At 70.7% G+C, this 22,233-nt stretch carries 19 protein-coding genes; 14 read left to right on the plus strand and 5 right to left on the minus strand.

From position 1 onward, the window contains the following. Positions 1–13: 13 nt before the first annotated feature. Both ACFYZ8_RS43525 and ACFYZ8_RS43530 read left to right on the plus strand, forming a co-directional pair. Positions 14–727 carry a hypothetical protein gene (locus ACFYZ8_RS43525; RefSeq protein WP_359034974.1) on the plus strand — a complete coding sequence of 238 codons (714 nt, stop codon included), beginning with the start codon at positions 14–16 and terminating at the stop codon, positions 725–727. A gap of 35 nt (positions 728–762) precedes the next feature. Next, positions 763–1,383, plus strand: coding sequence for a chorismate mutase (locus ACFYZ8_RS43530; RefSeq protein WP_388533944.1), 621 nt, complete (start codon positions 763–765; stop codon positions 1,381–1,383). A 110-nt stretch (positions 1,384–1,493) separates the two neighbouring features. On the opposite strand, the gene ACFYZ8_RS43535 is transcribed toward ACFYZ8_RS43530, so the two are convergent. Further along, positions 1,494–3,542 (minus strand): TIM-barrel domain-containing protein, encoded by a 2,049-nt coding sequence (locus ACFYZ8_RS43535; RefSeq protein WP_388533942.1) that lies wholly within the window; start codon positions 3,540–3,542, stop codon positions 1,494–1,496. A 117-nt stretch (positions 3,543–3,659) separates the two neighbouring features. Further along, positions 3,660–4,673 carry a LacI family DNA-binding transcriptional regulator gene (locus tag ACFYZ8_RS43540; protein ID WP_359034968.1) on the minus strand — a complete coding sequence of 338 codons (1,014 nt, stop codon included), beginning with the start codon at positions 4,671–4,673 and terminating at the stop codon, positions 3,660–3,662. Between the two features lie 476 nt (positions 4,674–5,149). Here ACFYZ8_RS43540 and ACFYZ8_RS43545 point away from each other — a divergent pair, with 476 nt between their 5' ends. From ACFYZ8_RS43545 to ACFYZ8_RS43575, 7 genes are all read left to right on the plus strand, one after another. Continuing rightward, the gene (locus tag ACFYZ8_RS43545; protein WP_388533938.1) at positions 5,150–7,081 is read left to right on the plus strand and encodes an acyl-CoA dehydrogenase family protein; all 1,932 of its coding nucleotides are present in this window, start codon (positions 5,150–5,152) and stop codon (positions 7,079–7,081) included. 75 nt (positions 7,082–7,156) lie between these two features. Further along, a complete protein-coding gene (gene dxr / locus ACFYZ8_RS43550) occupies positions 7,157–8,413 on the plus strand; it encodes a 1-deoxy-D-xylulose-5-phosphate reductoisomerase (RefSeq protein ID WP_388533936.1) in 1,257 nt (418 codons plus the stop codon). An 8-nt stretch (positions 8,414–8,421) separates the two neighbouring features. Further along, positions 8,422–9,714, plus strand: coding sequence for a site-2 protease family protein (locus ACFYZ8_RS43555; RefSeq protein WP_359035051.1), 1,293 nt, complete (start codon positions 8,422–8,424; stop codon positions 9,712–9,714). Positions 9,715–9,884: 170 nt separating this feature from the next. Continuing rightward, positions 9,885–11,042: a flavodoxin-dependent (E)-4-hydroxy-3-methylbut-2-enyl-diphosphate synthase gene (gene ispG, locus ACFYZ8_RS43560; protein ID WP_359034961.1), complete on the plus strand. Its 1,158-nt coding sequence runs from the start codon at positions 9,885–9,887 to the stop codon at positions 11,040–11,042. A 234-nt stretch (positions 11,043–11,276) separates the two neighbouring features. Then, positions 11,277–12,125, plus strand: coding sequence for a GNAT family N-acetyltransferase (locus tag ACFYZ8_RS43565; protein ID WP_388533933.1), 849 nt, complete (start codon positions 11,277–11,279; stop codon positions 12,123–12,125). A 25-nt stretch (positions 12,126–12,150) separates the two neighbouring features. Further along, positions 12,151–12,681 carry a GNAT family N-acetyltransferase gene (locus ACFYZ8_RS43570; RefSeq protein WP_359034957.1) on the plus strand — a complete coding sequence of 177 codons (531 nt, stop codon included), beginning with the start codon at positions 12,151–12,153 and terminating at the stop codon, positions 12,679–12,681. A 77-nt stretch (positions 12,682–12,758) separates the two neighbouring features. Further along, positions 12,759–14,462 (plus strand): proline--tRNA ligase, encoded by a 1,704-nt coding sequence (locus ACFYZ8_RS43575; protein ID WP_359034955.1) that lies wholly within the window; start codon positions 12,759–12,761, stop codon positions 14,460–14,462. 40 nt (positions 14,463–14,502) lie between these two features. On the opposite strand, the gene ACFYZ8_RS43580 is transcribed toward ACFYZ8_RS43575, so the two are convergent. From ACFYZ8_RS43580 to ACFYZ8_RS43590, 3 genes are read right to left on the minus strand one after another with little or no spacing between them, the layout of a single operon-like run. Further along, entirely contained in the window at positions 14,503–15,393 is an 891-nt protein-coding gene (locus ACFYZ8_RS43580; RefSeq protein WP_359034953.1) for an aminoglycoside phosphotransferase family protein, read from the minus strand. Between the two features lie 28 nt (positions 15,394–15,421). Further along, positions 15,422–15,901 (minus strand): ferritin-like domain-containing protein, encoded by a 480-nt coding sequence (locus ACFYZ8_RS43585; RefSeq protein ID WP_388533929.1) that lies wholly within the window; start codon positions 15,899–15,901, stop codon positions 15,422–15,424. Beyond that, positions 15,898–16,446 carry a hypothetical protein gene (locus ACFYZ8_RS43590; RefSeq protein WP_388533927.1) on the minus strand — a complete coding sequence of 183 codons (549 nt, stop codon included), beginning with the start codon at positions 16,444–16,446 and terminating at the stop codon, positions 15,898–15,900. Before ACFYZ8_RS43590 ends, ACFYZ8_RS43585 begins: the two co-directional genes overlap by 4 nt. Positions 16,447–16,622: 176 nt before the next feature. Between ACFYZ8_RS43590 and rimP the strand changes: the two genes are divergently transcribed. From rimP to ACFYZ8_RS43615, 5 genes are all read left to right on the plus strand, one after another. Beyond that, positions 16,623–17,123, plus strand: a complete 501-nt coding sequence (gene rimP, locus ACFYZ8_RS43595; protein WP_359034947.1) for a ribosome maturation factor RimP — start codon at positions 16,623–16,625, stop codon at positions 17,121–17,123. 2 nt (positions 17,124–17,125) lie between these two features. After that, positions 17,126–18,112: a transcription termination factor NusA gene (gene nusA / locus ACFYZ8_RS43600; RefSeq protein ID WP_359034945.1), complete on the plus strand. Its 987-nt coding sequence runs from the start codon at positions 17,126–17,128 to the stop codon at positions 18,110–18,112. 90 nt (positions 18,113–18,202) lie between these two features. After that, positions 18,203–18,484 (plus strand): YlxR family protein, encoded by a 282-nt coding sequence (locus ACFYZ8_RS43605; protein ID WP_359034943.1) that lies wholly within the window; start codon positions 18,203–18,205, stop codon positions 18,482–18,484. Positions 18,485–18,647: 163 nt separating this feature from the next. Further along, positions 18,648–21,797 carry a translation initiation factor IF-2 gene (infB, locus tag ACFYZ8_RS43610; RefSeq protein ID WP_359034941.1) on the plus strand — a complete coding sequence of 1,050 codons (3,150 nt, stop codon included), beginning with the start codon at positions 18,648–18,650 and terminating at the stop codon, positions 21,795–21,797. 134 nt (positions 21,798–21,931) lie between these two features. Beyond that, positions 21,932–22,225 carry a DUF503 domain-containing protein gene (locus ACFYZ8_RS43615; RefSeq protein ID WP_019064765.1) on the plus strand — a complete coding sequence of 98 codons (294 nt, stop codon included), beginning with the start codon at positions 21,932–21,934 and terminating at the stop codon, positions 22,223–22,225. Positions 22,226–22,233: the final 8 nt, after the last annotated feature.

Raw genomic sequence — 22,233 nt, forward strand, 5'->3', positions numbered from 1 at the left:
GGAAAGGGACACCATGGCAAAGAGCACTCTGCGCAAGATCACCACAGCGGTACTGGCCCCGGCGATGGCCGTCGGCGCCGTCGTCGGACTCGCCTCCGCGCCCGCGTCCGCCGCCGTCTGGAGCTCCTGCGACCAGTGGGCCAACACCAGCCTGAACGGCTACACCCTCTACAACAACATCTGGGGCTCCGGCGCCGGCAGCCAGTGCATCTGGGCCAACTCCGGCACCAACTGGGGTGTCAACGCCAACCACCCCAACACCGGCGGCATCAAGTCCTACCCGAACTCCAAGAAGGTGATCAACAAGTCGATCACCTCGCTCGGTTCGCTCTCCAGCAACTACAACGTCACGGTCCCCTCGTCCGGCGCGTACAACACGTCGTACGACATCTGGGACACCGACTACGACTACGAGATCATGCTCTGGGTCAACAAGACCGGAGCCGTCGGCCCCCTCGGCACCTCGCAGGGCAACGTGACGCTCGGCGGCCACACCTGGACCGTCTACAAGGGCACCAACGGCGCGAACCAGGTCTTCTCCTTCGTCCGCACCTCCAACTCCAGCTCCGGCACGGTCAACATCCTCCCGATCCTCAAGTGGATCAAGGACACCAAGGGCTGGTTCGGCAACGAGACCATCGGTGACGTGCAGTTCGGCTTCGAGATCACCAGCTCCTCCGGCGGCCTGAACTTCACCACCAACAACCTCACCGTAAGCAGCAGTTGACCTGACCGTGGGGGAGCGTCGGGTTGGATGGTGACATGCGTACCACCATCCCCCTCCGACGCGCCCTGATCACCCTGACCGCGACCGCGGCCGTCGTTCTCACCGCGACGGGTACCGCGGTCGCGGTTCCGGTCCCCGGGACCGGCGCGGCCTCCCAGGCCGCCGCCGACTCCCTCTCCCCCCTGCACCCTGTCGTCGAACTGGCCGCCGAACGCCTGGCCACCGCCGACCTGGTCGCCGCCGCCAAGTGGGGCACCGACAGCCCCATCGACGACCCCGCCCGCGAACAGCAGGTCCTCGACAACGTGGCCGCCCAGGCCCAGCAGCTCGGCGCCGACCCGGAGGAGATCCGGGTGATCTTCCGCGACCAGATCGAGGCCAACAAGACCGTCCAGCGCGGCCTGTTCCAGCGCTGGACCGACCACCCCGACGAGGCCCCGACGACCAAGCCCGACCTGAGCGTCGTACGGCAGGAGATCAACCGGATCACCAGCGCACTCGTGCAGGCCCTGGCCGGCACGTCCGGGACCCGCGGCACCCTCGCCTGCCGCCCCGAGCTGGCCCTGGCCGGCCTCCAGGTCCACCACGAGAACCGCCTGGACGCCCTGCACACCCGCGCCCTGGTGCGTGCCCTGCCCTCGATCTGCCGCGACTGACCGGTTTCAATGCGGAGTTGCGGCCCCTCTTCTGGCAGCGGGACCGCAACTCCTCAGGGGCGCGGGGAACTGCGCGACCAGCCACGACGGCCCCGCAGCCGACCGACGCCCTACCGCGGCACGTCCTGAATCGGCAACCGCGCCCCGTCCCGCAGGAACAACGGAATCCGGTCCAGCGGGGCGTCGACGGTCACCGTCGTGCCCCCCTCGTACGACACACCCGTCCACGCGTCCGTCCAGCTCGCCCCCGCCGGAAGATACGTCGTACGAGCCGTCGCCCCCGCCGTGAGAACAGGCGCGACCAACAGATCCGCCCCGAAGAGGTACGCGTCGTCGACCGACCAGGCCGCCTGGTCCTCCGGGAACTCCAGGAACAGCGGCCGCATAGGAGTCAGCCCCTCCTCGTGCGCCTCCCGCATCACCCGAAGGACATACGGCTTCAGCCGCTCCCGCAGCCGCAGGTACTTCTCCATGATCGCGCCGGCCTCCTCGCCGTACGACCACACCTCGTTCGGGCCTCCGGTCATGTCCGGACCCAGTGGCATCCCCGGGTCGCGGAAGCCGTGCAGCCGCATCAGCGGTGACAGCGCACCGAACTGGAACCAGCGGACCATGACCTCGCGGTACGCCGGGTCGTCCGGGTCACCGCCGTGGAAGCCGCCGATGTCGGTGTTCCACCAGGGGATCCCGGACATCGCGGTGTTGAGACCGGCCGCGATCTGCTCGCGCAGGGTCGGGAAGTCGGTGCCGATGTCACCGGACCACAGCGCGGCGCCGTAGCGCTGACTGCCCGCCCACGCCGAGCGGTTGAGAGTGATGACCTCCTCGCCGGCGGCGGTCAGGCCCTCGTGGAAGGTACGGGAGTTCTCGGCCGGGTACATGTTGCCGACCTCGAGGCCGGGGCCCGCCCAGTAGCGCAGGTTCTCCTGGAAGCCGGGCTTGAGCTCGGGCTCGCACGCGTCCAGCCAGAACGCCGTGATGCCGTACGGCTCCAGGTAGTTCTCCTTCACCCGGGACCACATGAACTCCCGGGCCTCGGGGTTCGTCGCGTCGTAGAAAGCGACCTGGACGGTGGAGGCGACCCCCTTGTCCGGCCAGTCCGCGTGCGCCATCGGACCGTACTGCGTGCCGATGAAGTAACCGCGCTGCTCCATGACCGGGTGGTTCTCGCTGAGCGGCGACACCGACGGCCACACGCTCACCACCAACTTGATGCCCAGCTCGTCCAGTTCACGGACCATCGCCGCCGGGTCGGGCCACTCGGCGGGGTCGAACTTCCACTCGCCGAGGTGCGTCCAGTGGAAGAAGTCGCAGACGATCGCGGAGATCGGGAGTCCGCGCCGCTTGTACTCCCGTGCCACGGACAGGAGTTCGTCCTGGGTGCGGTAGCGCAGCTTGCACTGCCAGAACCCCGCCGCCCACTCCGGCAGCATCGGGGTACGGCCGGTCACCGCGCTGTAGCGGCGCTGGCCGTCGGCCGGGGTGCCCGCGGTGATCCAGTAGTCGATCTGGCGCGCGGAGTCGGCCACCCAGCGTGTGCCGTTGTGGGCGAGCTCCACACGGCCGATCGCCGGGTTGTTCCACAGCAGGGTGTAGCCGCGGCTGGAGGCGAGGACCGGGATGCCGACCTCGGCGTTGCGCTGGATCAGGTCGAGGACCAGGCCCTTCTGGTCCAGCTTGCCGTGCTGGTGCTGGCCGAGGCCGTACAGCTTCTCGTCGTCGTAGGCGGCGAAGCGCTGCTCCAGACGGTGGTGGCCGTTGCCGACCGCGGTGTACAGGCGCGCGCCGGGCCACCAGAAGTGCGCGCGGGCCTCCGCGAGCAGCTCGGACAGGTCCTCGGTGCGCAGGAAGCGGATCTGACCCTCGGCGTCGACGTGGACGGTCAGCGCGCCCACCGTCAACTGGGCTTCCCCGTCACCGATCTTGACCGTGCTCTCGGTGGCCGGCGGCTCGTCGAGCAGGGCGCCCGGCTGCCCCTCCAGGACCGGCCCGCCGAGCCGGGCCCGCACGCGTACCGCGTCCGGACCCCACGGCTCGACGCGTACGGTCTCCTGGCGCCCGCTCCACTCCAGCGCGCCGTCCCGCTCCCGGAACGTGCCGACGGTGGGGGACGACTGCGCGAGGCTGACCTTGGGCTGGATTTCGGCAGGCTGATTCACGAGGAGTGCTCCTGGAGGAGTGCAGGGGCGTGCCGCGCAGGCACGTGACATGCGGTGCGTGAAGTGAGACGTGGTGCGTGAAGTGAGCGTGGGGCGTGACGTGAGGTGGGTGAGCGGTCAGGCCGCCGAAGGTGCCGGGCCCGTGCTCGACCGGACCGTCAACTCGGGCTCGATCAGGACGACTTCGTCCTCACCGCGGCCCTCCAGCTTGGCGACGAGACGCTCCAGGGCGTGCCGGCCCATCTCCTGGGCGGGGATGGCGACCGACGTCAGCCGCACCGAGGCCTGGACGGCGACCTGTTCGGGGCAGATCGCGACCACCGAGACGTCCTCGGGGATGGCCCTGCCCTGCTGGCGCAGCAGCGCGAGCAGCGGTTCGACGGCCTGTTCGTTCTGCACGACGAAGCCCGTGGTGGACGGGCGCTCGTCGAGGACGCGGGCGAGGGTCACGGCCATCGCGTCGTACCCGCCCTCGCACGGCCGGTGCAGCAGGCGTACGCCCAACTCCTGGGCCCGCGACCGCAGTCCGTCCAGAGTGCGCTCGGCGAAACCGGTGTGCCGTTCGTACACCGCCGGAGCCTCGCCGATGACAGCGATGTCGCGGTGACCGAGCTTCGCGAGGTGCTCGACGCACAGCGCGCCGGTGGCCCGGAAGTCGAGGTCGACGCAGGTCAGTCCCGAGGTGTCGGCGGGGAGGCCGATGAGCACGGAGGGCTGGTCGGTGCCGCGCAGCAACGGCAGCCGCTCGTCGTCGAGTTCGACGTCCATCAGGATCATCGCGTCGGCGAGACCGCTGCCGGTGACCCGTCGTACGGCGTCGGGGCCCTCCTCGCCGGTCAGCAGCAGGACGTCGTACCCGTGGGTCCTCGCGGTGGTGGCCACCGCGATGGCGATCTCCATCATCACCGGCACGTACATGTCGGTGCGGAGCGGGATCATCAGCGCGATGATGTTCGACCTGCTGCTGGCGAGGGCGCGGGCGCCCGCGTTCGGGTGGTAGCCGAGTTCGCGGATGCTTTCCTCGACCCGCTGCCGGGTGCTCGTCGAGATGGACCGCTTGCCACTGAGGACATAGCTCACCGTGCTCGCCGAGACTCCGGCGTGCTGGGCGACCTCGGCGAGGGTGACCATCCAGCTCTCCAAGCTTTGTGAAGCGCTTCGACAGTGCGCAGTACGAACAGGTGCGGGTGGGGGTGGTTCGACAGTAGCTCTCCCGACAGTGGGTGTCCATAGGTTGTCGAAGCGCTTCGACAGAGACTCTTGGACGCGCGGCCGGGGCGGGGCCACCTGCCTACCACGACGGGCTGCGGGGGGCTATGGACCGGGGGACGTGGGTGCCTCCGGGGCTGGGCGGGGGTCGTCCGGGCTGCCCGCCCCGCCAACCTCCCCCACATGGACGTGCCCTGCACAACGGCCGGACACGAACCCGGCACCGGCACCCGCACCAGCGCCCCCACCGCTCGACACCCCGCCGGATTCCGTCGACATCGGCCGAACGGCCGCGCGAAGGGTGGTGGCCTCGCCCCGGATCAGGTACATACGATCGGGTAGCACCCGTCGGTAACCATACGGCCCCCAAGATCCCGATTCACGACGAGGTGAGCCTGATGTCCGCACCGTCCACCAAGCCCGTCGTCACCGAGCGCGAGGCCCGCGAGGTGGCGGAGGCCGCCCGGGAGCAGGACTGGCGCAAGCCCAGTTTCGCCAAGGAACTGTTCCTCGGCCGGTTCCGGCTCGACCTCATCCACCCGCACCCGATGCCCCCCGAGGAGGACGCCCGGCGCGGCGAGGAATTCCTCGCCGAACTCCGCGACTTCTGCGAGACCAAGGTGGACGGCGCCCTCATCGAACGCGAGGCCCGCATCCCCGACGAGGTCGTGGCGGGCCTCAAGGAGCTCGGCGCCTTCGGCATGAAGATCGACACCAAGTACGGCGGCCTCGGCCTCACCCAGGTGTACTACAACAAGGCACTCGCCCTGGCCGGCTCCGCGAGCCCCGCGATCGGCGTGCTGCTCTCGGCCCACCAGTCGATCGGCGTGCCCCAGCCGCTGAAGCTGTTCGGCACCCAGGAGCAGAAGGAGAAGTTCCTGCCCCGGTGCGCCCGCACCGACATCAGCGCCTTCCTCCTCACCGAACCGGACGTCGGCTCCGACCCGGCCCGCCTCGCCACCACCGCCGTACCCGACGGGGACGACTACCTCCTCGACGGAGTGAAACTGTGGACCACCAACGGCGTGGTCGCCGACCTCCTCGTCGTCATGGCCCGCGTCCCGAAGTCCGAGGGCCACAAGGGCGGCATCACCGCCTTCGTCGTCGAGACCGACTCACCCGGCATCACCGTCGAGAACCGCAACGCCTTCATGGGCCTGCGCGGCATCGAGAACGGCGTCACCCGCTTCCACCAGGTCCGGGTCCCGGCGGCCCACCGCATCGGCGCCGAGGGCGCGGGCCTGAAGATCGCCCTCACCACCCTCAACACCGGCCGCCTCTCGCTGCCCGCCTCCTGCGTGGCCGCCGGCAAGTGGTGCCTGAAGATCGCCCGCGAGTGGTCCACGGCCCGCGAACAGTGGGGCAAGCCGATCGCCCATCACGAGGCCGTCGGCTCCAAGATCTCCTTCATCGCGGCGACGACCTTCGCCCTGGAGGCCGTCCTCGACCTGTCCTCCCAGATGGCCGACGAGAACCGCAACGACATCCGCATCGAGGGCGCCCTCGCCAAGCTCTACGCCTCCGAGATGGGCTGGCTCATCGCCGACGAACTCGTCCAGATCCGCGGCGGCCGCGGCTTCGAGACCGCCGCATCCCTCAAGGCCCGCGGCGAGAAGGCGGTCCCCGCCGAACAGGTCCTGCGCGACCTGCGCATCAACCGCATCTTCGAGGGCTCGACCGAGATCATGCACCTGCTGATCGCCCGCGAGGCCGTCGACGCCCACCTCTCCGTCGCCGGCGACCTCATCGACCCGGAGAAGTCCCTCGGCGACAAGGCGAAGGCCGGCGCGAACGCGGGCGTCTTCTACGCCAAGTGGCTCCCGAAGCTGGTCGCGGGGCCGGGTCAACTGCCGAACTCCTACGGTGAGTTCAAGCGCGAGGTCGACCTCTCGACGCATCTGCGCTACGTCGAACGCACGGCCCGCAAACTCGCCCGCTCCACCTTCTACGCCATGTCCCGCTGGCAGGGCCGCATGGAGACCAAGCAGGGCTTCCTCGGCCGCATCGTCGACATCGGCGCCGAACTCTTCGCCATGAGCGCGGCCTGCGTACGCGCCGAACTCCTCTACACCACCGAGGCCCACGGCCGCGAGGCCTACCAGCTCGCCGACGCCTTCTGCCACCAGTCCCGCCTCCGCGTCGAGGAACTCTTCGGCCGCCTGTGGAACAACACCGACGACCAGGACCGCAAGGTCGTCAAGGGCGTGCTCTCCGGCACCTACGCCTGGCTGGAGGACGGCATCGTCGACCCCTCCGGCGAAGGCGTCTGGATCGCGGACGCCACCCCCGGCCCCTCCGAGAAGGAGAACGTCCACCGCCCCGTCCGCTGACCACTCACCACAGCGCGCCCCCCGAGAGGGGGACGCGCTGTCCTCCTACGCCGTCCTTACGGCCACAATGGAGAGATGAGCGACAGTCCAGCCCCTCTCGCCGACCCGCACCTCGTCTACGACCCCGTGGCGGGCGACGGCCCCAAGGACGTGGTGATCCTCGGCTCCACCGGCTCGATCGGCACCCAGGCCATCGACCTCGTGCTGCGCAACCCCGACCGCTTCCGGGTGACCGGGCTCTCCGCCAACGGCGGACGCGTGGCCCTCCTCGCCGAGCAGGCGCACCGGCTGAGGGTACGGACCGTCGCGGTCGCCCGCGAGGACGTCGTACCGCAGCTCCGCGAGGCGCTCAGCGGTCTCTACGGCGCGGGCGAGCCGCTCCCCGAGATCCTCGCCGGACCGGCCGCGGCCACCCAGCTCGCCGCCTCCGACGCGCACACCGTCCTCAACGGCATCACCGGCTCCATCGGACTCGCCCCGACCCTTGCCGCCCTGGAGGCGGGCCGCACCCTCGCGCTCGCCAACAAGGAGTCGCTCATCGTGGGCGGCCCCCTGGTGAAGGCCCTCGCCAAGCCCGGGCAGATCATCCCCGTCGACTCCGAGCACGCGGCCCTCTTCCAGGCACTGGCCTCCGGGACCAGGGCCGACGTCCGCAAGCTGGTCGTGACCGCGTCCGGCGGCCCCTTCCGCGGCCGTACGAAGGAAGAACTCGCCGACGTCACCGTCGAGGACGCCCTCGCCCACCCCACCTGGGCCATGGGCCCGGTCATCACGATCAACTCCGCGACCCTCGTCAACAAGGGTCTCGAGGTCATCGAGGCGCACCTCCTCTACGACATTCCCTTCGACCGCATTGAGGTGGTCGTGCATCCCCAGTCGTATGTCCACTCGATGGTTGAGTTCACGGACGGATCCACGATCGCCCAGGCGACGCCCCCCGACATGCGGGGGCCGATCGCCATCGGTCTCGGCTGGCCCGAGCGCGTCCCCGACGCGGCGCCCGCCTTCGACTGGAGCAAGGCGTCGACGTGGGAGTTCTTCCCGCTCGACAACGACGCGTTTCCTTCGGTCAACCTTGCGAGACACGTGGGACAGCTCGCGGGCACGGCCCCGGCGGTGTTCAATGCCGCCAACGAGGAGTGCGTCGAGGCCTTCCGGGCCGGCGCGCTGCCGTTCAACGGGATCATGGAGACCGTGACCCGGGTGGTGGACGAGCACGGCACCCCGCGCCGGGGAACCTCGCTCACCGTCGCGGACGTCCTCGAAGCGGAGACCTGGGCGCGGACCCGGGCCCGGGAACTGACGGCACAGACGGCGGAGGCCCGTGCATGACGACCCTGATGTTCATCCTCGGCATAGTGCTCTTCGCCTTCGGCCTGCTGGTGTCGATCGCGTGGCACGAGCTGGGGCACCTGTCCTTCGCCAAGCTCTTCGGCATCCGCGTGCCGCAGTACATGGTCGGCTTCGGCCCGACCGTCTTCTCGCGCAAGAAGGGCGAGACGGAGTACGGCATCAAGGCAGTCCCCTTCGGCGGCTACATCCGCATGATCGGCATGTTCCCGCCCGGCGACGACGGCCGTATCAGCGCCCGCTCCACCTCCCCCTGGCGCGGCATGATCGAGGACGCCCGCTCGGCCGCCTTCGAGGAGCTCCAGCCCGGCGACGAGAAACGCCTCTTCTACACCCGTAAGCCCTGGAAACGCGTCATCGTGATGTTCGCGGGCCCCTTCGCGAACCTCATCCTCGCGGTCGCCCTGTTCCTCACCGTCCTCATGGGCTTCGGCATCTCCCAGCAGACCAACACGGTCAGCTCGGTCTCCAAGTGCGTGATCGCCCAGAGCCAGGACCGCCAGAACTGCAAGGCCTCCGACCCGGCCTCCCCGGCCGCGGCCGCCGGCCTCAAGGCGGGCGACAAGATCCTCTCGTTCAACGGCGTGAAGACGGACGACTGGAACAAGCTCTCCGACCTCATCCGCGCCAACCCCGACAAGACGGTCCCGATCGTCGTCGAGCGCGACGGCAAGGACGTGACGCTGACGGCGAAGATCGCCAGCAACCAGGTCGCCAAGAAGGACTCCAGCGGCCAGTACGTCCAGGGCGAGTACGTCACCGCCGGCTTCCTCGGCTTCAGCGCCGCCACCGGCATCGTCAAGCAGGACTTCGGCGACTCCGTGGTGTGGATGGGCGACCGCGTCGGCGAGGCCGTCGACTCCCTGGCCGCCCTCCCCGGCAAGATCCCGGCCCTGTGGAACGCGGCCTTCGACGACGCCCCGCGCGAACCGGACTCCCCGATGGGCGTGGTCGGCGCGGCGCGGGTCGGCGGCGAGATCTTCACCCTCGACATCCCCCCGACCCAGCAACTCGCCATGGCCCTGATGCTGGTCGCGGGCTTCAACCTCTCCCTGTTCCTCTTCAACATGCTCCCGCTGCTCCCCCTGGACGGCGGCCACATCGCCGGCGCCCTGTGGGAGTCCCTGCGCCGCAACCTGGCCAAGCTCCTCAAGCGCCCGGACCCGGGCCCGTTCGACGTGGCGAAGCTGATGCCGGTGGCCTATGTGGTGGCGGGGATCTTCATTTGCTTCACGATCCTCGTTTTGATCGCGGACGTCGTTAACCCGGTCCGCATCTCCTAGCCATCCGGCGTTCGAGGCGGCCCGGTGTGTGCCATGCCGGGTCGCCTTCCATTGAGTGGGTTTGGCGGGCGGGATGTGCTCGCGTCGCGGTCGGTGCCGTAATCTCGAAGCCTGGAGCCCGCCGCTGACGGGACCTGGACCTTGATCCACGACTTGGGGTTGCACTGCAGATGACTGCGATTTCTCTCGGCATGCCGTCCGTTCCGACCAGGGTTGCCGAGCGCCGCAAGAGCCGGCAGATCCAGGTGGGCACCGTCGCGGTCGGCGGCGACGCCCCGGTCTCGGTCCAGTCCATGACGACGACCCGTACGTCCGACATCGGCGCGACGCTCCAGCAGATCGCCGAGCTGACGGCCTCCGGCTGCCAGATCGTGCGCGTGGCCTGTCCCACCCAGGACGACGCCGACGCCCTCGCGACGATCGCCCGCAAGTCGCAGATCCCGGTGATCGCGGACATCCACTTCCAGCCCAAGTACGTCTTCGCCGCCATCGAGGCGGGCTGCGCGGCGGTCCGGGTGAACCCCGGCAACATCAAGCAGTTCGACGACAAGGTCAAGGAGATCGCGCGGGCCGCGAAGGACCACGGCACCCCGATCCGCATCGGCGTGAACGCGGGCTCCCTGGACCGCCGCCTGCTCCAGAAGTACGGCAAGGCGACGCCGGAGGCGCTCGTCGAGTCGGCCCTGTGGGAGGCGTCGCTCTTCGAGGAGCACGACTTCCGGGACATCAAGATCTCGGTGAAGCACAACGACCCGGTCGTCATGATCGAGGCGTACAAGCAGCTGGCCGCGCAGTGCGACTACCCGCTCCACCTCGGCGTGACGGAGGCGGGCCCGGCGTTCCAGGGCACCATCAAGTCGGCCGTCGCCTTCGGCGCCCTCCTCTCCCAGGGCATCGGCGACACCATCCGCGTCTCCCTCTCGGCCCCGCCGGTCGAGGAGGTCAAGGTCGGCAACCAGATCCTGGAGTCCCTGAACCTCAAGCAGCGCGGCCTGGAGATCGTCTCCTGCCCGTCCTGCGGCCGCGCCCAGGTCGACGTCTACAAGCTGGCCGAGGAGGTCACGGCGGGCCTGACCGGCATGGAGGTCCCCCTCCGCGTCGCCGTCATGGGCTGCGTCGTCAACGGCCCCGGCGAGGCCCGCGAGGCCGACCTCGGCGTCGCCTCCGGCAACGGCAAGGGCCAGATCTTCGTCAAGGGCGAGGTCATCAAGACCGTCCCCGAGTCCAAGATCGTGGAGACCCTGATCGAGGAGGCCATGAAGCTGGCCGAGCAGATGGAGGCGGAGGGCGTCTCCTCGGGCGAGCCGTCCGTGTCGGTCGCGGGCTGACGAGGCTTATCGGGGTCAGGTCTTCTCAACGCCGGTCCGGGACGTCCAGCCCGTCCGGCGTTTGAGGACGAGGCCCCTTCAGGGCCGAAGGGGGGTCGGGGGCGCAGCCCCCAGGGACGGTCACCGAAACACACGGCACCCCACGGGCAACCGGCACCTGAACGCGGCTCGGCACGCCTCAGCTTCCGCAGGTACAGTGCGGAGATCAGCAGACCCCAGTGTGAGGCCCCGCCCGTGTTGACCCAGACGACCTCCCGGGTCCTCGAACCGAGCGACCTGGACGCCGCTCTCGCCGTCCTGGACCGCGATCCGGTCGCGAACGCCTTCGTGACGTCGAGGGTGCAGGTCGCCGGCCTCGACCCGTGGCGGCTCGGTGGCGAGATGTGGGGCTGGTACGAGGACGGGATGCTCACGTCCCTCTGTTACGCCGGCGCCAACCTGGTCCCGATCTGCGCGACCCCCCGAGCCGTCCGCGCCTTCGCCGACCGCGCCCGGCGGGCCGGCCGCCGCTGCTCCTCCATCGTCGGACCCGCCGAACCCACCGCCCAGCTCTGGCGTCTGCTGGAGCCCAGCTGGGGCCCGGCCCGCGAGGTCCGCGCGAACCAGCCCCTCATGGTCACCGACCGCATGCCCGCCGCCATCGCCCCGGATCCGTACGTCCGCCGCATCCGCAAGGACGAGATGGAGACGATCATGCCGGCGTGCGTGGCGATGTTCACCGAGGAGGTCGGTGTCTCGCCGCTGGCCGGCGACGGGGGTCTGCTGTACCAGGCCCGGGTCGCCGAACTCGTCGGCTCCGGGCGCTCCTTCGCCCGCCTCGACGAGCACGGCAAGGTCGTCTTCAAGGCGGAGATCGGCGCGGCGACGGACCGGGCCTGCCAGATCCAGGGCGTGTGGGTGGCCCCCGAGTACCGGGGCAGGGGAGTGGCGGCGCCCGGGATGGCCGCGGTGCTGCGGTACGCCCTCGCGGACGTCGCCCCGGTGGTCAGCCTGTACGTCAACGACTTCAACACGGCGGCGAGGAGGACGTACAAGAGGGTGGGCTTCCAAGAGGTGGGCGCCTTCATGAGCGTCCTCTTCTGAGCGCGTCTGCCTGTACGCTCCCGGCATGGACCTCGTCATCGGCCCCCTGGACCTGTCCGCCCACGTGGACGAGGCCCTCGCGGTACAGGCCGTCGCCTTCGGTCTCGGCGCCGACGAGGTGGCGGTCCGCCGCCAGATCGTCCTGCGGCACATGACCTACCCCGGTGCGCGAGCGCTCGGCGCGACCGTCGGCGGCAGCCTCGTGGGGTTCGTGTACGGCATGCCCAACGACCGCACCCACTGGTGGTCCACCGTCGTGGAGCCCTATCTGCGCGCCCAGCACAACGAGATCTGGCTCGACGACTCCTTCGTGATCACCGAGCTGCACGTCCACCCGCACCACCAGAACCGCGGCATCGGCCGTGCCCTGATCACCACGATCACCGACGGCGCCGCCGAGCCCCGTTCCATCCTCTCCGCGATCGACACCGACAGCCCGGCCCGTGGCCTGTACCACTCCCTCGGCTACCAGGACCTCGCCCGCCAGGTCCTCTTCCCGAGCGCCCCCAAGCCGTACGCCGTGATGGGCGCCCCCCTCCCGCTGCGCCGTCGCTGAACACCGGATTTCCGCCCCCACAGCCCGCCCGGCTAACCTCCTTGCCATCACCCTTTCCCGGCAGGAGTACGAGAACCATGGCCAAGGCACCGGTCCAGCGCATGTCCCAGTTGATGGCGAAGACGCTGCGCGACGACCCGGCGGACGCCGAGGTCCTCAGCCACAAGCTGCTCGTGCGCGCCGGGTACGTCCGCCGTACCGCGGCCGGAGTGTGGAGCTGGCTCCCGCTCGGCATGAAGGTGCTGCGCAACGTCGAGCGGATCGTCCGCGAGGAGATGGACGCGATCGGCGCCCAGGAGGTGCTGCTTCCCGCGCTGCTGCCGAAGGAGCCGTACGAGACGACGGGCCGCTGGGACGACTACGGCCCGGAGCTGTTCCGCCTCCAGGACCGCAGGGGCGGTGACTACCTGCTCGGCCCGACCCATGAGGAGTTCTTCACCCTGCTGGTGAAGGACCAGGCGTCCTCCTACAAGGACCTGCCGGTCATCCTGTACCAGATCCAGACGAAGTTCCGTGACGAGGCCCGCCCCCGCGCCGGCATCCTGCGCGGCCGCGAGTTCCTGATGAAGGACTCGTACTCCTTCGACACCGAGGAGGAGGGCCTGGCCCAGTCCTACGCGCTGCACCGCCAGGCCTACCAGAAGGTGTTCGCGCGCCTGGGCCTCGACTACCGCATCTGCGCCGCCACCGCCGGTGCGATGGGCGGCTCCAAGTCGGAGGAGTTCCTGGCTCCCGCCGAGGCCGGCGAGGACACCTTCGCCGACTGCCCGAACTGCGACTTCGCGGCCAACACCGAGGCGATCGCGTACGAGCTGAAGCCGGTCGACGCGGCCGGCGTGCCCGCGCTCGAGGAGATCCCGACCCCGGACACCCCCACCATCGAGACCCTCGCCGCCCACCTCGGCGTCGAGGCCTCCCAGACCCTCAAGAACCTCCTCGTGAAGGTCGACGGCGAGATCGTGGCCGTCGGTGTCCCCGGCGACCGCGAGGTCGACATGGACAAGGTCGAGGCGCACTTCGGGCCGGCGGCCGTGGAGCTGGTGACGGCGGAGGACTTCGTCGGCCGTCCCGACCTCGTCCGCGGCTACGTCGGTCCGCAGGGCCGCCAGGAGAAGCTGAAGTACATCGCCGACCCGCGCGTGGCCCCCGGCACCGCCTGGATCACCGGCGCCAACAAGGAGCACACGCACGCGAAGAACGTCGTCGCGGGCCGTGACTTCGAGGTAGACGAGTACGTCGACGTCGTGGTCGTCGAGGAGGGCGACCCGTGCCCGAAATGCGGCACCGGCCTCAAGCTGGACCGCGCCATCGAGATCGGCCACATCTTCCAGCTGGGCCGCAAGTACGCGGACGCGCTGAAGCTCGACGTCCTCGGCCAGAACGGCAAGCCGGTCCGCGTGACCATGGGCTCCTACGGCATCGGCGTCTCGCGCGCGGTCGCCGCCCTCGCCGAGCAGTCCGCCGACGACAAGGGCCTGTGCTGGCCCGCCGAGGTCGCCCCGGCCGACGTGCACGTCGTCGCCGCCGGCAAGGCCCTCCAGATCGAACTGGCCCTCGATGTCTCGGAGAAGCTGCGCGAGGCGGGCCTGCGGGTCCTCGTCGACGACCGCGCCGGCGTCTCCCCGGGAGTGAAGTTCACCGACTCCGAGCTGATCGGCGTACCGAAGATCCTGGTCGCGGGCCGCCGTGCCGCCGAGGGCGTCCTGGAGCTCAAGGACCGCCGCACCGGTGAGCGGGAGGAGCTGACGGTCGACGAGGCGATCGCCCGCCTGAGCGCCTAGGGAAAACCGGCAGGGTGAGGCGGCGTACCCGAGCGCCGCCTCACAGCCACCCGGCGAACTCCAGCAGCAGTTCGGCATCCCGGGGCCGGCCCACCCGCAGCGCCCGCACCCCCGACTCCACGGCCCGGAACAGCGTCCACCCCCGCAGCCGTTCCTGGTCCACCTCCAGCGACTCCGCGAGCCGCTTGATCCGGCGGCGGGTCGTCGCCGCGCCCGACGGCGTGGCGATCAGGTCCTCCACCCGGTCCCGCACCAGCCGGGCGAGATCGAACGCGCACTCGCCGACGACCGGATCGGGCCCGACGGCGAGCCAGGGCGACCGCTCGGCGGACAGCACCTTGCTCTGCCGGAACGTGCCGTGCAGCAACCGCGTCTCCGGGGGCGACGCCAGCAACGACTCGCGCGCGTCGAGAGCCGCGCCGACGAGTCCCGCCACCTCCGCGGGGGCACCGCGCATCGCGTCGGCCTGCCGTCCGGTCCGTTCGGCGACCGTCTCGAAGACATGGTCACCGGGCGGCTCCACCCACAGCCGCCGCAGGGTCCCGGCCGCCTCCAGCAGCGCCTTCGCCTCCGGCAGCGACCGCACGGAGACATCCGGATGCAGCCGTTCGAGGAGCAGCACACCCTCGGTGACGAAGGGCTCCAGCAGTTGTACGGCCCCCCTGCCGTCCCAGTGCGCGAGAGCCGCCCGCTCGCTCTCCGGCCGGGACCGGGGCGGTACCAGCTTGAGCACGGCGGGCGTCCCGTCGGGCCGCCGTACGAGCACGACGAGGCTGCTGCGGCCTCCGGGCACCTGCACCCGCTCCACGGTCAACTCGCGCAGCGCGACGGCCTGTCCGGCGGTCTCGGGCAGCCCTTCCACCCAGTCGTCACCGTCCGGGACGCTCTCGGCGAGCGCCCGCACCAGCCGCCGCGGTGGTTCGAAAGCCATGCGCGAGTCGTTTCCTTCCAGTGCCGCGTTATGCCGTGGGGGCCGCGGGAGAGACCGAGGCCGGGGACGAGGGCGACACCGTGGTCGCCCGCTCGGCGAGCCCAGGGAAGGCTACGCTCCGGCCGCGCCAGCGCACGGCGCGCACCGCGGCCTCCCGCAGCGCCTCGGCCCCCGTGCTCCGCCGCCCGCCCTCGGTTGCCCGCACCAGGTCGGCGTACACCCCGGCCACCCGGTCCTCCAGATCGGCGGCCAGCCGTACGGCCGCGGCGGAGTCCGGCACCGGGAAGGGCAGCGCGTACGCCGCCGCCGCGGCGACCGGCGTCGCGCCGAGGCCCCGCACCTCGCGCGCCAGGGCGTCCCGGCGGGCCCGGTGGGCGTCGTAGGCGGCCATGGCCTCCGCGCGCCGGCCCTCGCCGATCCGGCCCCCGACGACGCCGTAGCCGTAGACGGCGGCGTGCTCGGCGGCCAGCGCCTTCTGGAGGGCCTCCAGCTCCTGCTTCTCGGTCATCGGGCGGCCTCCGTCAGCAGATAGGCGTGCGCGGCGCCGGCCGCCGCCACCGAGGCCAGCAGCCGGGCCAGCTCACCCGGCACGTCCAGCAGCGCCTTGGCGCGCCGGTCCGCGAGCGCCCGTTCGGCGGCGGCCAGCTGGGCGAGGGCGTCCTTCTCGGTCGCGGGCACGGTGGCCGACGACGATGACGGCGACGGCGACGAGGGCGAGGGCGAGGCGCTGCTCGACGCGCTGGGGGAGGCCGTCCTGACCGTCTCCCCGAACGCCTCCAGATGCCGCACGGCTTCCGCCCGCAACGGCCCCACCCGCTCCGCGAGGCCCGGATGGGCGGCCAGGACGGCGTCGTACCGCTGGACGATCCCCCGGCTGTCCCGAGCCGCACGCACGCGTGTCCGCTCGACGAGGGAGGGACTGCCGGCGGTGCCCTCCTCGCTGCTTCCGGTCCCGTCGGAGCACCCCACGAGAAGGGCGCCCCCGGCGACCGAGGCGAGCAGGGATCTTCTGCGCGGCCCGGAGGGGACGCGCGGCGGAGGGGGGTACGGCACGGCAGACGTCCTCAGGAAGCTCGTACGAACACACGGGCGGGAGGTCGGGCCCGCCGGCGATCACGGTACCCGTGCGTCCGTGGTCACCTGGACGGCAACACCCTCCGCGACCGGATACCCTTTGACCAGACACGCGACCTACCCACAACAGCACACGCGGCCGAGGAGTCACCCGGATGAGCACCACCCAGAGCGAGAGGCTGCGAGAGCTCCTGGAACCGCTCGTCACCTCCCAGGGCCTGGATCTCGAAGAGATCGCCGTGGACTCCGTAGGACGGAAGCGGGTGCTGCGCGTCGTCGTCGACTCGGACAGCGGAGCCGACCTGGACCAGATCGCCGATGTGAGCCGCGCGCTCTCGGCGAAGCTCGACGAGACCGACGCGATGGGCGCGGGGGAGTACACCCTCGAGGTCGGCACCCCGGGCGCGGAACGACTTCTCAAGGAACACCGGCACTACGTGCGCGCCGTGGACCGGCTGGTGAAGTTCCAGCTGACCGAGGACGGCGGGGAACTGGTCGCCAGGATCCTGAAGGTCGACGACGAGGGCCTCGATCTCGAAGTGCCCGGTGTGAAGGGCCGCAAGGCCACCGCCCGCAGACTCGCCTTCTCCGACATCGACAGAGCGCGTGTGCAGGTCGAGTTCAACCGCAAGGACAAGAACGAAGAGGAGGCGTAGCCGTGGACATCGACATGAGTGCCCTGCGGGGCTTGGTACGGGAGAAGGAGATCTCCTTCGACCTGTTGGTCGAGGCGATCGAGTCGGCCCTCCTCATCGCCTACCACCGCACCGAGGGAAGCCACCGCCACGCGCGCGTGAAGCTCGACCGGGACTCCGGACACGTGGTCGTGTGGGCGAAGGAGGACCCCGAGGAGCTCGAAGAGGGCCAGGAGCCCCGGGAGTTCGACGACACCCCGTCCGACTTCGGCCGTATCGCCGCCACCACCGCCAAGCAGGTCATCCTGCAGCGGCTGCGCGACGCCGAGGACGACGCGACGCTCGGCGAGTACGCGGGGCGTGAGGGCGACATCGTCATGGGCGTGGTCCAGCAGGGCCGCGACCCGAAGAACGTGCTCGTGGACATCGGCAAGCTGGAGGCCATCCTGCCGGTGCAGGAGCAGGTGCCCGGCGAGACGTACCCGCACGGGATGCGGCTGCGGTCGTACGTCGTACGGGTGGCCAGGGGTGTGCGCGGTCCGTCCGTCACCCTGTCCCGTACGCACCCCAACCTGGTGAAGAAGCTCTTCGCCCTGGAGGTGCCGGAGATCGCCGACGGGTCCGTCGAGATCGCCGCGATCGCCCGCGAGGCCGGTCACCGCACCAAGATCGCCGTACGTTCCACCCGTTCGGGCCTGAACGCCAAGGGCGCCTGCATCGGCCCCATGGGCGGTCGTGTGCGCAATGTCATGGGCGAGCTGAACGGTGAGAAGATCGACATCGTCGACTGGTCGGACGACCCGGCCGAGATGGTGGCGAACGCCCTCTCGCCGGCCCGGGTCTCCAAGGTCGAGGTCGTGGACATGGCCGCCCGCTCCGCGCGCGTGACCGTCCCCGACTACCAGCTCTCCCTCGCCATCGGCAAGGAGGGTCAGAACGCCCGGCTCGCGGCCCGGCTCACCGGCTGGCGGATCGACATCCGGCCGGACACCGAGCAGACCGGGGAATAGATCCAAGCCGTCGGTGGCTCAGATCACGACAACAACCGTTCGATCCTCGCCCCCAAGGGGTGAGGTCGGTACGGGGAGGTAGACTTAAGAGTGTCTGGCCGGACGCACGCCCGCGCATGCCCTGAACGAACCTGTGTGGGATGCAGGCAGCGAGCGGTCAAGACCGATCTGCTGCGCATCGTGGCGATCAAGGACGCATGCGTCCCTGATCTTCGCGGTACGCTGCCCGGCCGGGGTGCGTACATCCACCCCGCCCTGGTCTGTTTCGACCAGGCGGTACGCCGCCGGGCGTTCACGCGGGCGCTGCGCGCCCCGGGAGCGCTCGACACAAAGGCGTTGCGCCAGTACGTCGAGCAGACAGACAGTTGCTGAGCAGGCAACACCGTAAGAAGCGTCGCGCGGAACCCCCGTGCGGCCCAGGTACCCCGCGAGTTGGAAGTAGGTCGAGATTGCGATGAGCACTCGATGAGCACGCGATGAGTACGCCCATGAAGTAGCGACGGTCCGGACGCAACCCGGACCTAAAAGGAGCGAAGTGGCTAAGGTCCGGGTATACGAACTCGCCAAGGAGTTCGGGGTTGAGAGCAAGGTCGTCATGGCCAAGCTCCAGGAACTCGGTGAATTCGTCCGTTCGGCGTCTTCGACGATCGAAGCGCCCGTCGTCCGTAAGTTGACGGACGCCCTCCAGCAGGGCAACGGAGGCGGCAAGTCCGCCCCCGCACGCAAGGCTGCCCCGGCACGTCCGGCAGCCCCCTCTCCCGCGCAGGCCGCCCGTCCGGCCGCCCCGCGCCCGCCGGCCCCCAAGCCGGCCGCCGCCGAGACGCCCGCGGCTCCCGCCGCGCCGGTGACTCCCGGCCCCCGTCCCACCCCGGGCCCGAAGCCCGCGCCGCGGCCCGCCCCGGCGTCCCCGGCTCCGACCACGCCCGAGTTCACGGCACCGCCGTCGGCTCCCGCCGCACCGGCCTCCCAGGGCCAGAACCAGGGCCAGGGTTCCGGCCCGCGCCCCGGCGCCCCGCGTCCGGCCGGCCAGGCTCCTCGTCCGGGCGCCCCGCGTCCGGCCGGCGCTCCCGGTCAGGGCGGCGCTCCCGGCCAGGGCCGCGGCGACCGCGGCGACCGTCCCGGCGCTCCGCGTCCGGGCGGCCAGGGTGCCCGTCCCGGCGCTCGTCCGGCCGGTCCCCGTCCGGGCAACAACCCCTTCACCTCTGGTGGCTCCACCGGCATGGCGCGCCCGCAGGCGCCCCGTCCCGGCGGCGCCCCTCGCCCCGGCGGCCCGGGTGGCCCCGGTGAGCGTCCCGGCGGCGCCCCGCGTCCGCAGGGTCAGGGCCAGGGCGGTCCCCGTCCCCAGGGCGCGGCGGGCGGTCCCCGTCCGCAGGCTCCGGGCGGCGCCCGTCCCACCCCCGGCGGCATGCCCCGTCCGCAGGGCGGTCCCCGTCCCGGCGGCGGCCCCGGCGGCGCGCGTCCCAACCCCGGCATGATGCCGCAGCGTCCGGCTGCCGGCCCGCGTCCCGGCGGCGGTGGCCCCGGTGGCCGCGGTCCCGGTGGCGGCGGTCGTCCCGGTGGCGGCGGCGGTCGTCCGGGTGGCGGCGGCTTCGCCGGCCGTCCGGCCGGTCCCGGTGGTGGCGGCGGCTTCGCCGGCCGTCCCGGCGGTCCCGGTGGCGGTGGCGGCGGCTTCGCCGGCCGTCCGGGTGGTCCCGGCGGTGGCGGCGGCGGTCGTCCCGGTTTCGGCGGTCGTCCCGGTGGTCCGGGTGGCCGTGGTGGCACGCAGGGCGCCTTCGGCCGTCCCGGCGGTCCCGCGCGTCGCGGTCGCAAGTCGAAGCGGCAGAGGCGCCAGGAGTACGAGGCCATGCAGGCCCCGTCGGTCGGCGGCGTGATGCTGCCTCGCGGCAACGGACAGTCCGTCCGCCTGTCGCGCGGTGCCTCCCTCACCGACTTCGCGGAGAAGATCGGCGCCAACCCGGCGTCGCTCGTCGGCGTGATGATGAACCTCGGCGAGATGGTCACTGCCACGCAGTCCGTCTCCGACGAGACGCTGAAGCTCCTCGCGGACGAGATGAACTTCGCCCTCGAGATCGTCAGCCCCGAGGAGGAGGACCGCGAGCTGCTCGAGTCCTTCGACATCGAGTTCGGCGAGGACGAGGGCGGCGACGAGTTCCTCGTCCCGCGTCCGCCGGTCGTGACCGTCATGGGTCACGTCGACCACGGAAAGACCCGCCTCCTCGACACCATCCGCAAGACGAACGTCGTCGCGGGCGAGGCCGGCGGTATCACGCAGCACATCGGTGCGTACCAGGTCACGACTCAGGTCAACGACGAAGAGCGCAAGATCACCTTCATCGACACCCCGGGTCACGAGGCGTTCACCGCCATGCGTGCCCGTGGTGCCAAGTCGACCGACATCGCGATCCTCGTGGTGGCGGCCAACGACGGTGTGATGCCCCAGACGATCGAGGCGCTGAACCACGCCAAGGCGGCCGATGTGCCGATCGTGGTCGCGGTCAACAAGATCGACGTCGAGGGTGCCGACCCGACCAAGGTGCGCGGTCAGCTGACCGAGTACGGCCTGGTGGCCGAGGAGTACGGCGGCGACACCATGTTCGTCGACATCTCCGCCAAGCAGGGCCTCAACATCGAGGCTCTCCTGGAGGCCGTGGTCCTCACCGCGGACGCCTCGCTCGACCTGCGGGCCAACCCGGAGCAGGACGCGCAGGGTATTGCGATCGAGTCCCGTCTCGACCGTGGCCGCGGTGCCGTCGCGACCGTCCTGGTCCAGCGAGGCACCCTGCGGGTCGGCGACACCATGGTGGTCGGCGACGCGTACGGCCGTGTCCGCGCGATGCTCGACGACAAGGGCGACAACCTGGAAGAGGCGGGTCCGTCGACTCCGGTCCTCGTCCTGGGTCTCACCAACGTCCCGGGCGCCGGCGACAACTTCCTCGTCGTCGACGAGGACCGCACGGCCCGCCAGATCGCCGAGAAGCGCGCGGCGCGTGAGCGCAACGCCAACTTCGCCCGGCGCGGAGTCCGGTTCTCCCTGGAGAACCTGGACGAGGCCCTCAAGGCCGGTCTGGTGCAGGAACTCAACCTCATCATCAAGGGCGACGCGTCCGGTTCGGTGGAGGCTCTCGAGTCCTCGCTGCTCCAGCTCGACGTCGGCGAAGAGGTCGACATCCGCATCCTGCACCGCGGTGTCGGTGCGGTCACGGAGTCGGACGTCGACCTGGCCATGGGCTCGGACGCCATCGTGATCGGCTTCAACGTGCGCGCCGCAGGGCGTGCCGCGCAGATGGCCGAGCGCGAAGGCGTGGACGTCCGGTACTACTCGGTCATCTACCAGGCGATCGAGGAGATCGAGGCGGCCCTCAAGGGCATGCTCAAGCCGGAGTACGAAGAGGTCGAGCTCGGCACGGCGGAGATCCGCGAGGTCTTCAAGTCGTCCAAGCTGGGCAACATCGCCGGTGTCCTGGTCCGGTCGGGCGAGGTCAAGCGCAACACCAAGGCGCGCCTCATCCGCGACGGCAAGGTGGTCGCGGAGAGCCTCACCATCTCCGGTCTGCGTCGCTTCAAGGACGACGTCACCGAGATCCGCGAAGGGTTCGAGGGCGGTATCAACCTCGGCAACTTCAACGACATCAAGGTCGACGACGTCATCGCGACGTACGAGATGCGCGAGAAGCCGCGCGGCTGACCGTCACAGCACGCGATCGGGGCCGGTCGGCGGACGTAATATCCGTCGATCGGCCCCGGCCGTTGCGTGTACGGTTCCCGTATCGGCGCCGAAGCGGTGCCCGTACCCCGAACCGGCGGGACATCCGGACACACATGTATGTGGGGACTCTGTCCTTCGACCTGCTCCTCGGTGACGTGCACTCACTGAAGGAGAAACGCTCTCTCGTCCGTCCGATCGTGGCCGAGCTCCAGCGCAAGTACGCGGTGAGCGCGGCGGAGACGGGTAGTCAGGACCTCCACCGCAGGGCCGAGATCGGGCTGGCGGTGGTCTCCGGGGACACGGGACACCTCACCGACGTACTGGACCGCTGCGAGCGGCTGGTGGCGGCGCGGCCCGAGGTGGAACTGCTCTCGGTTCGACGCAGGCTCCACAGCGACGAAGACTGAAGCAACAA

Origin of the sequence: Streptomyces sp. NPDC001668, assembly GCF_042893155.1 — a bacterium.
Lineage (GTDB): Bacteria > Actinomycetota > Actinomycetes > Streptomycetales > Streptomycetaceae > Streptomyces.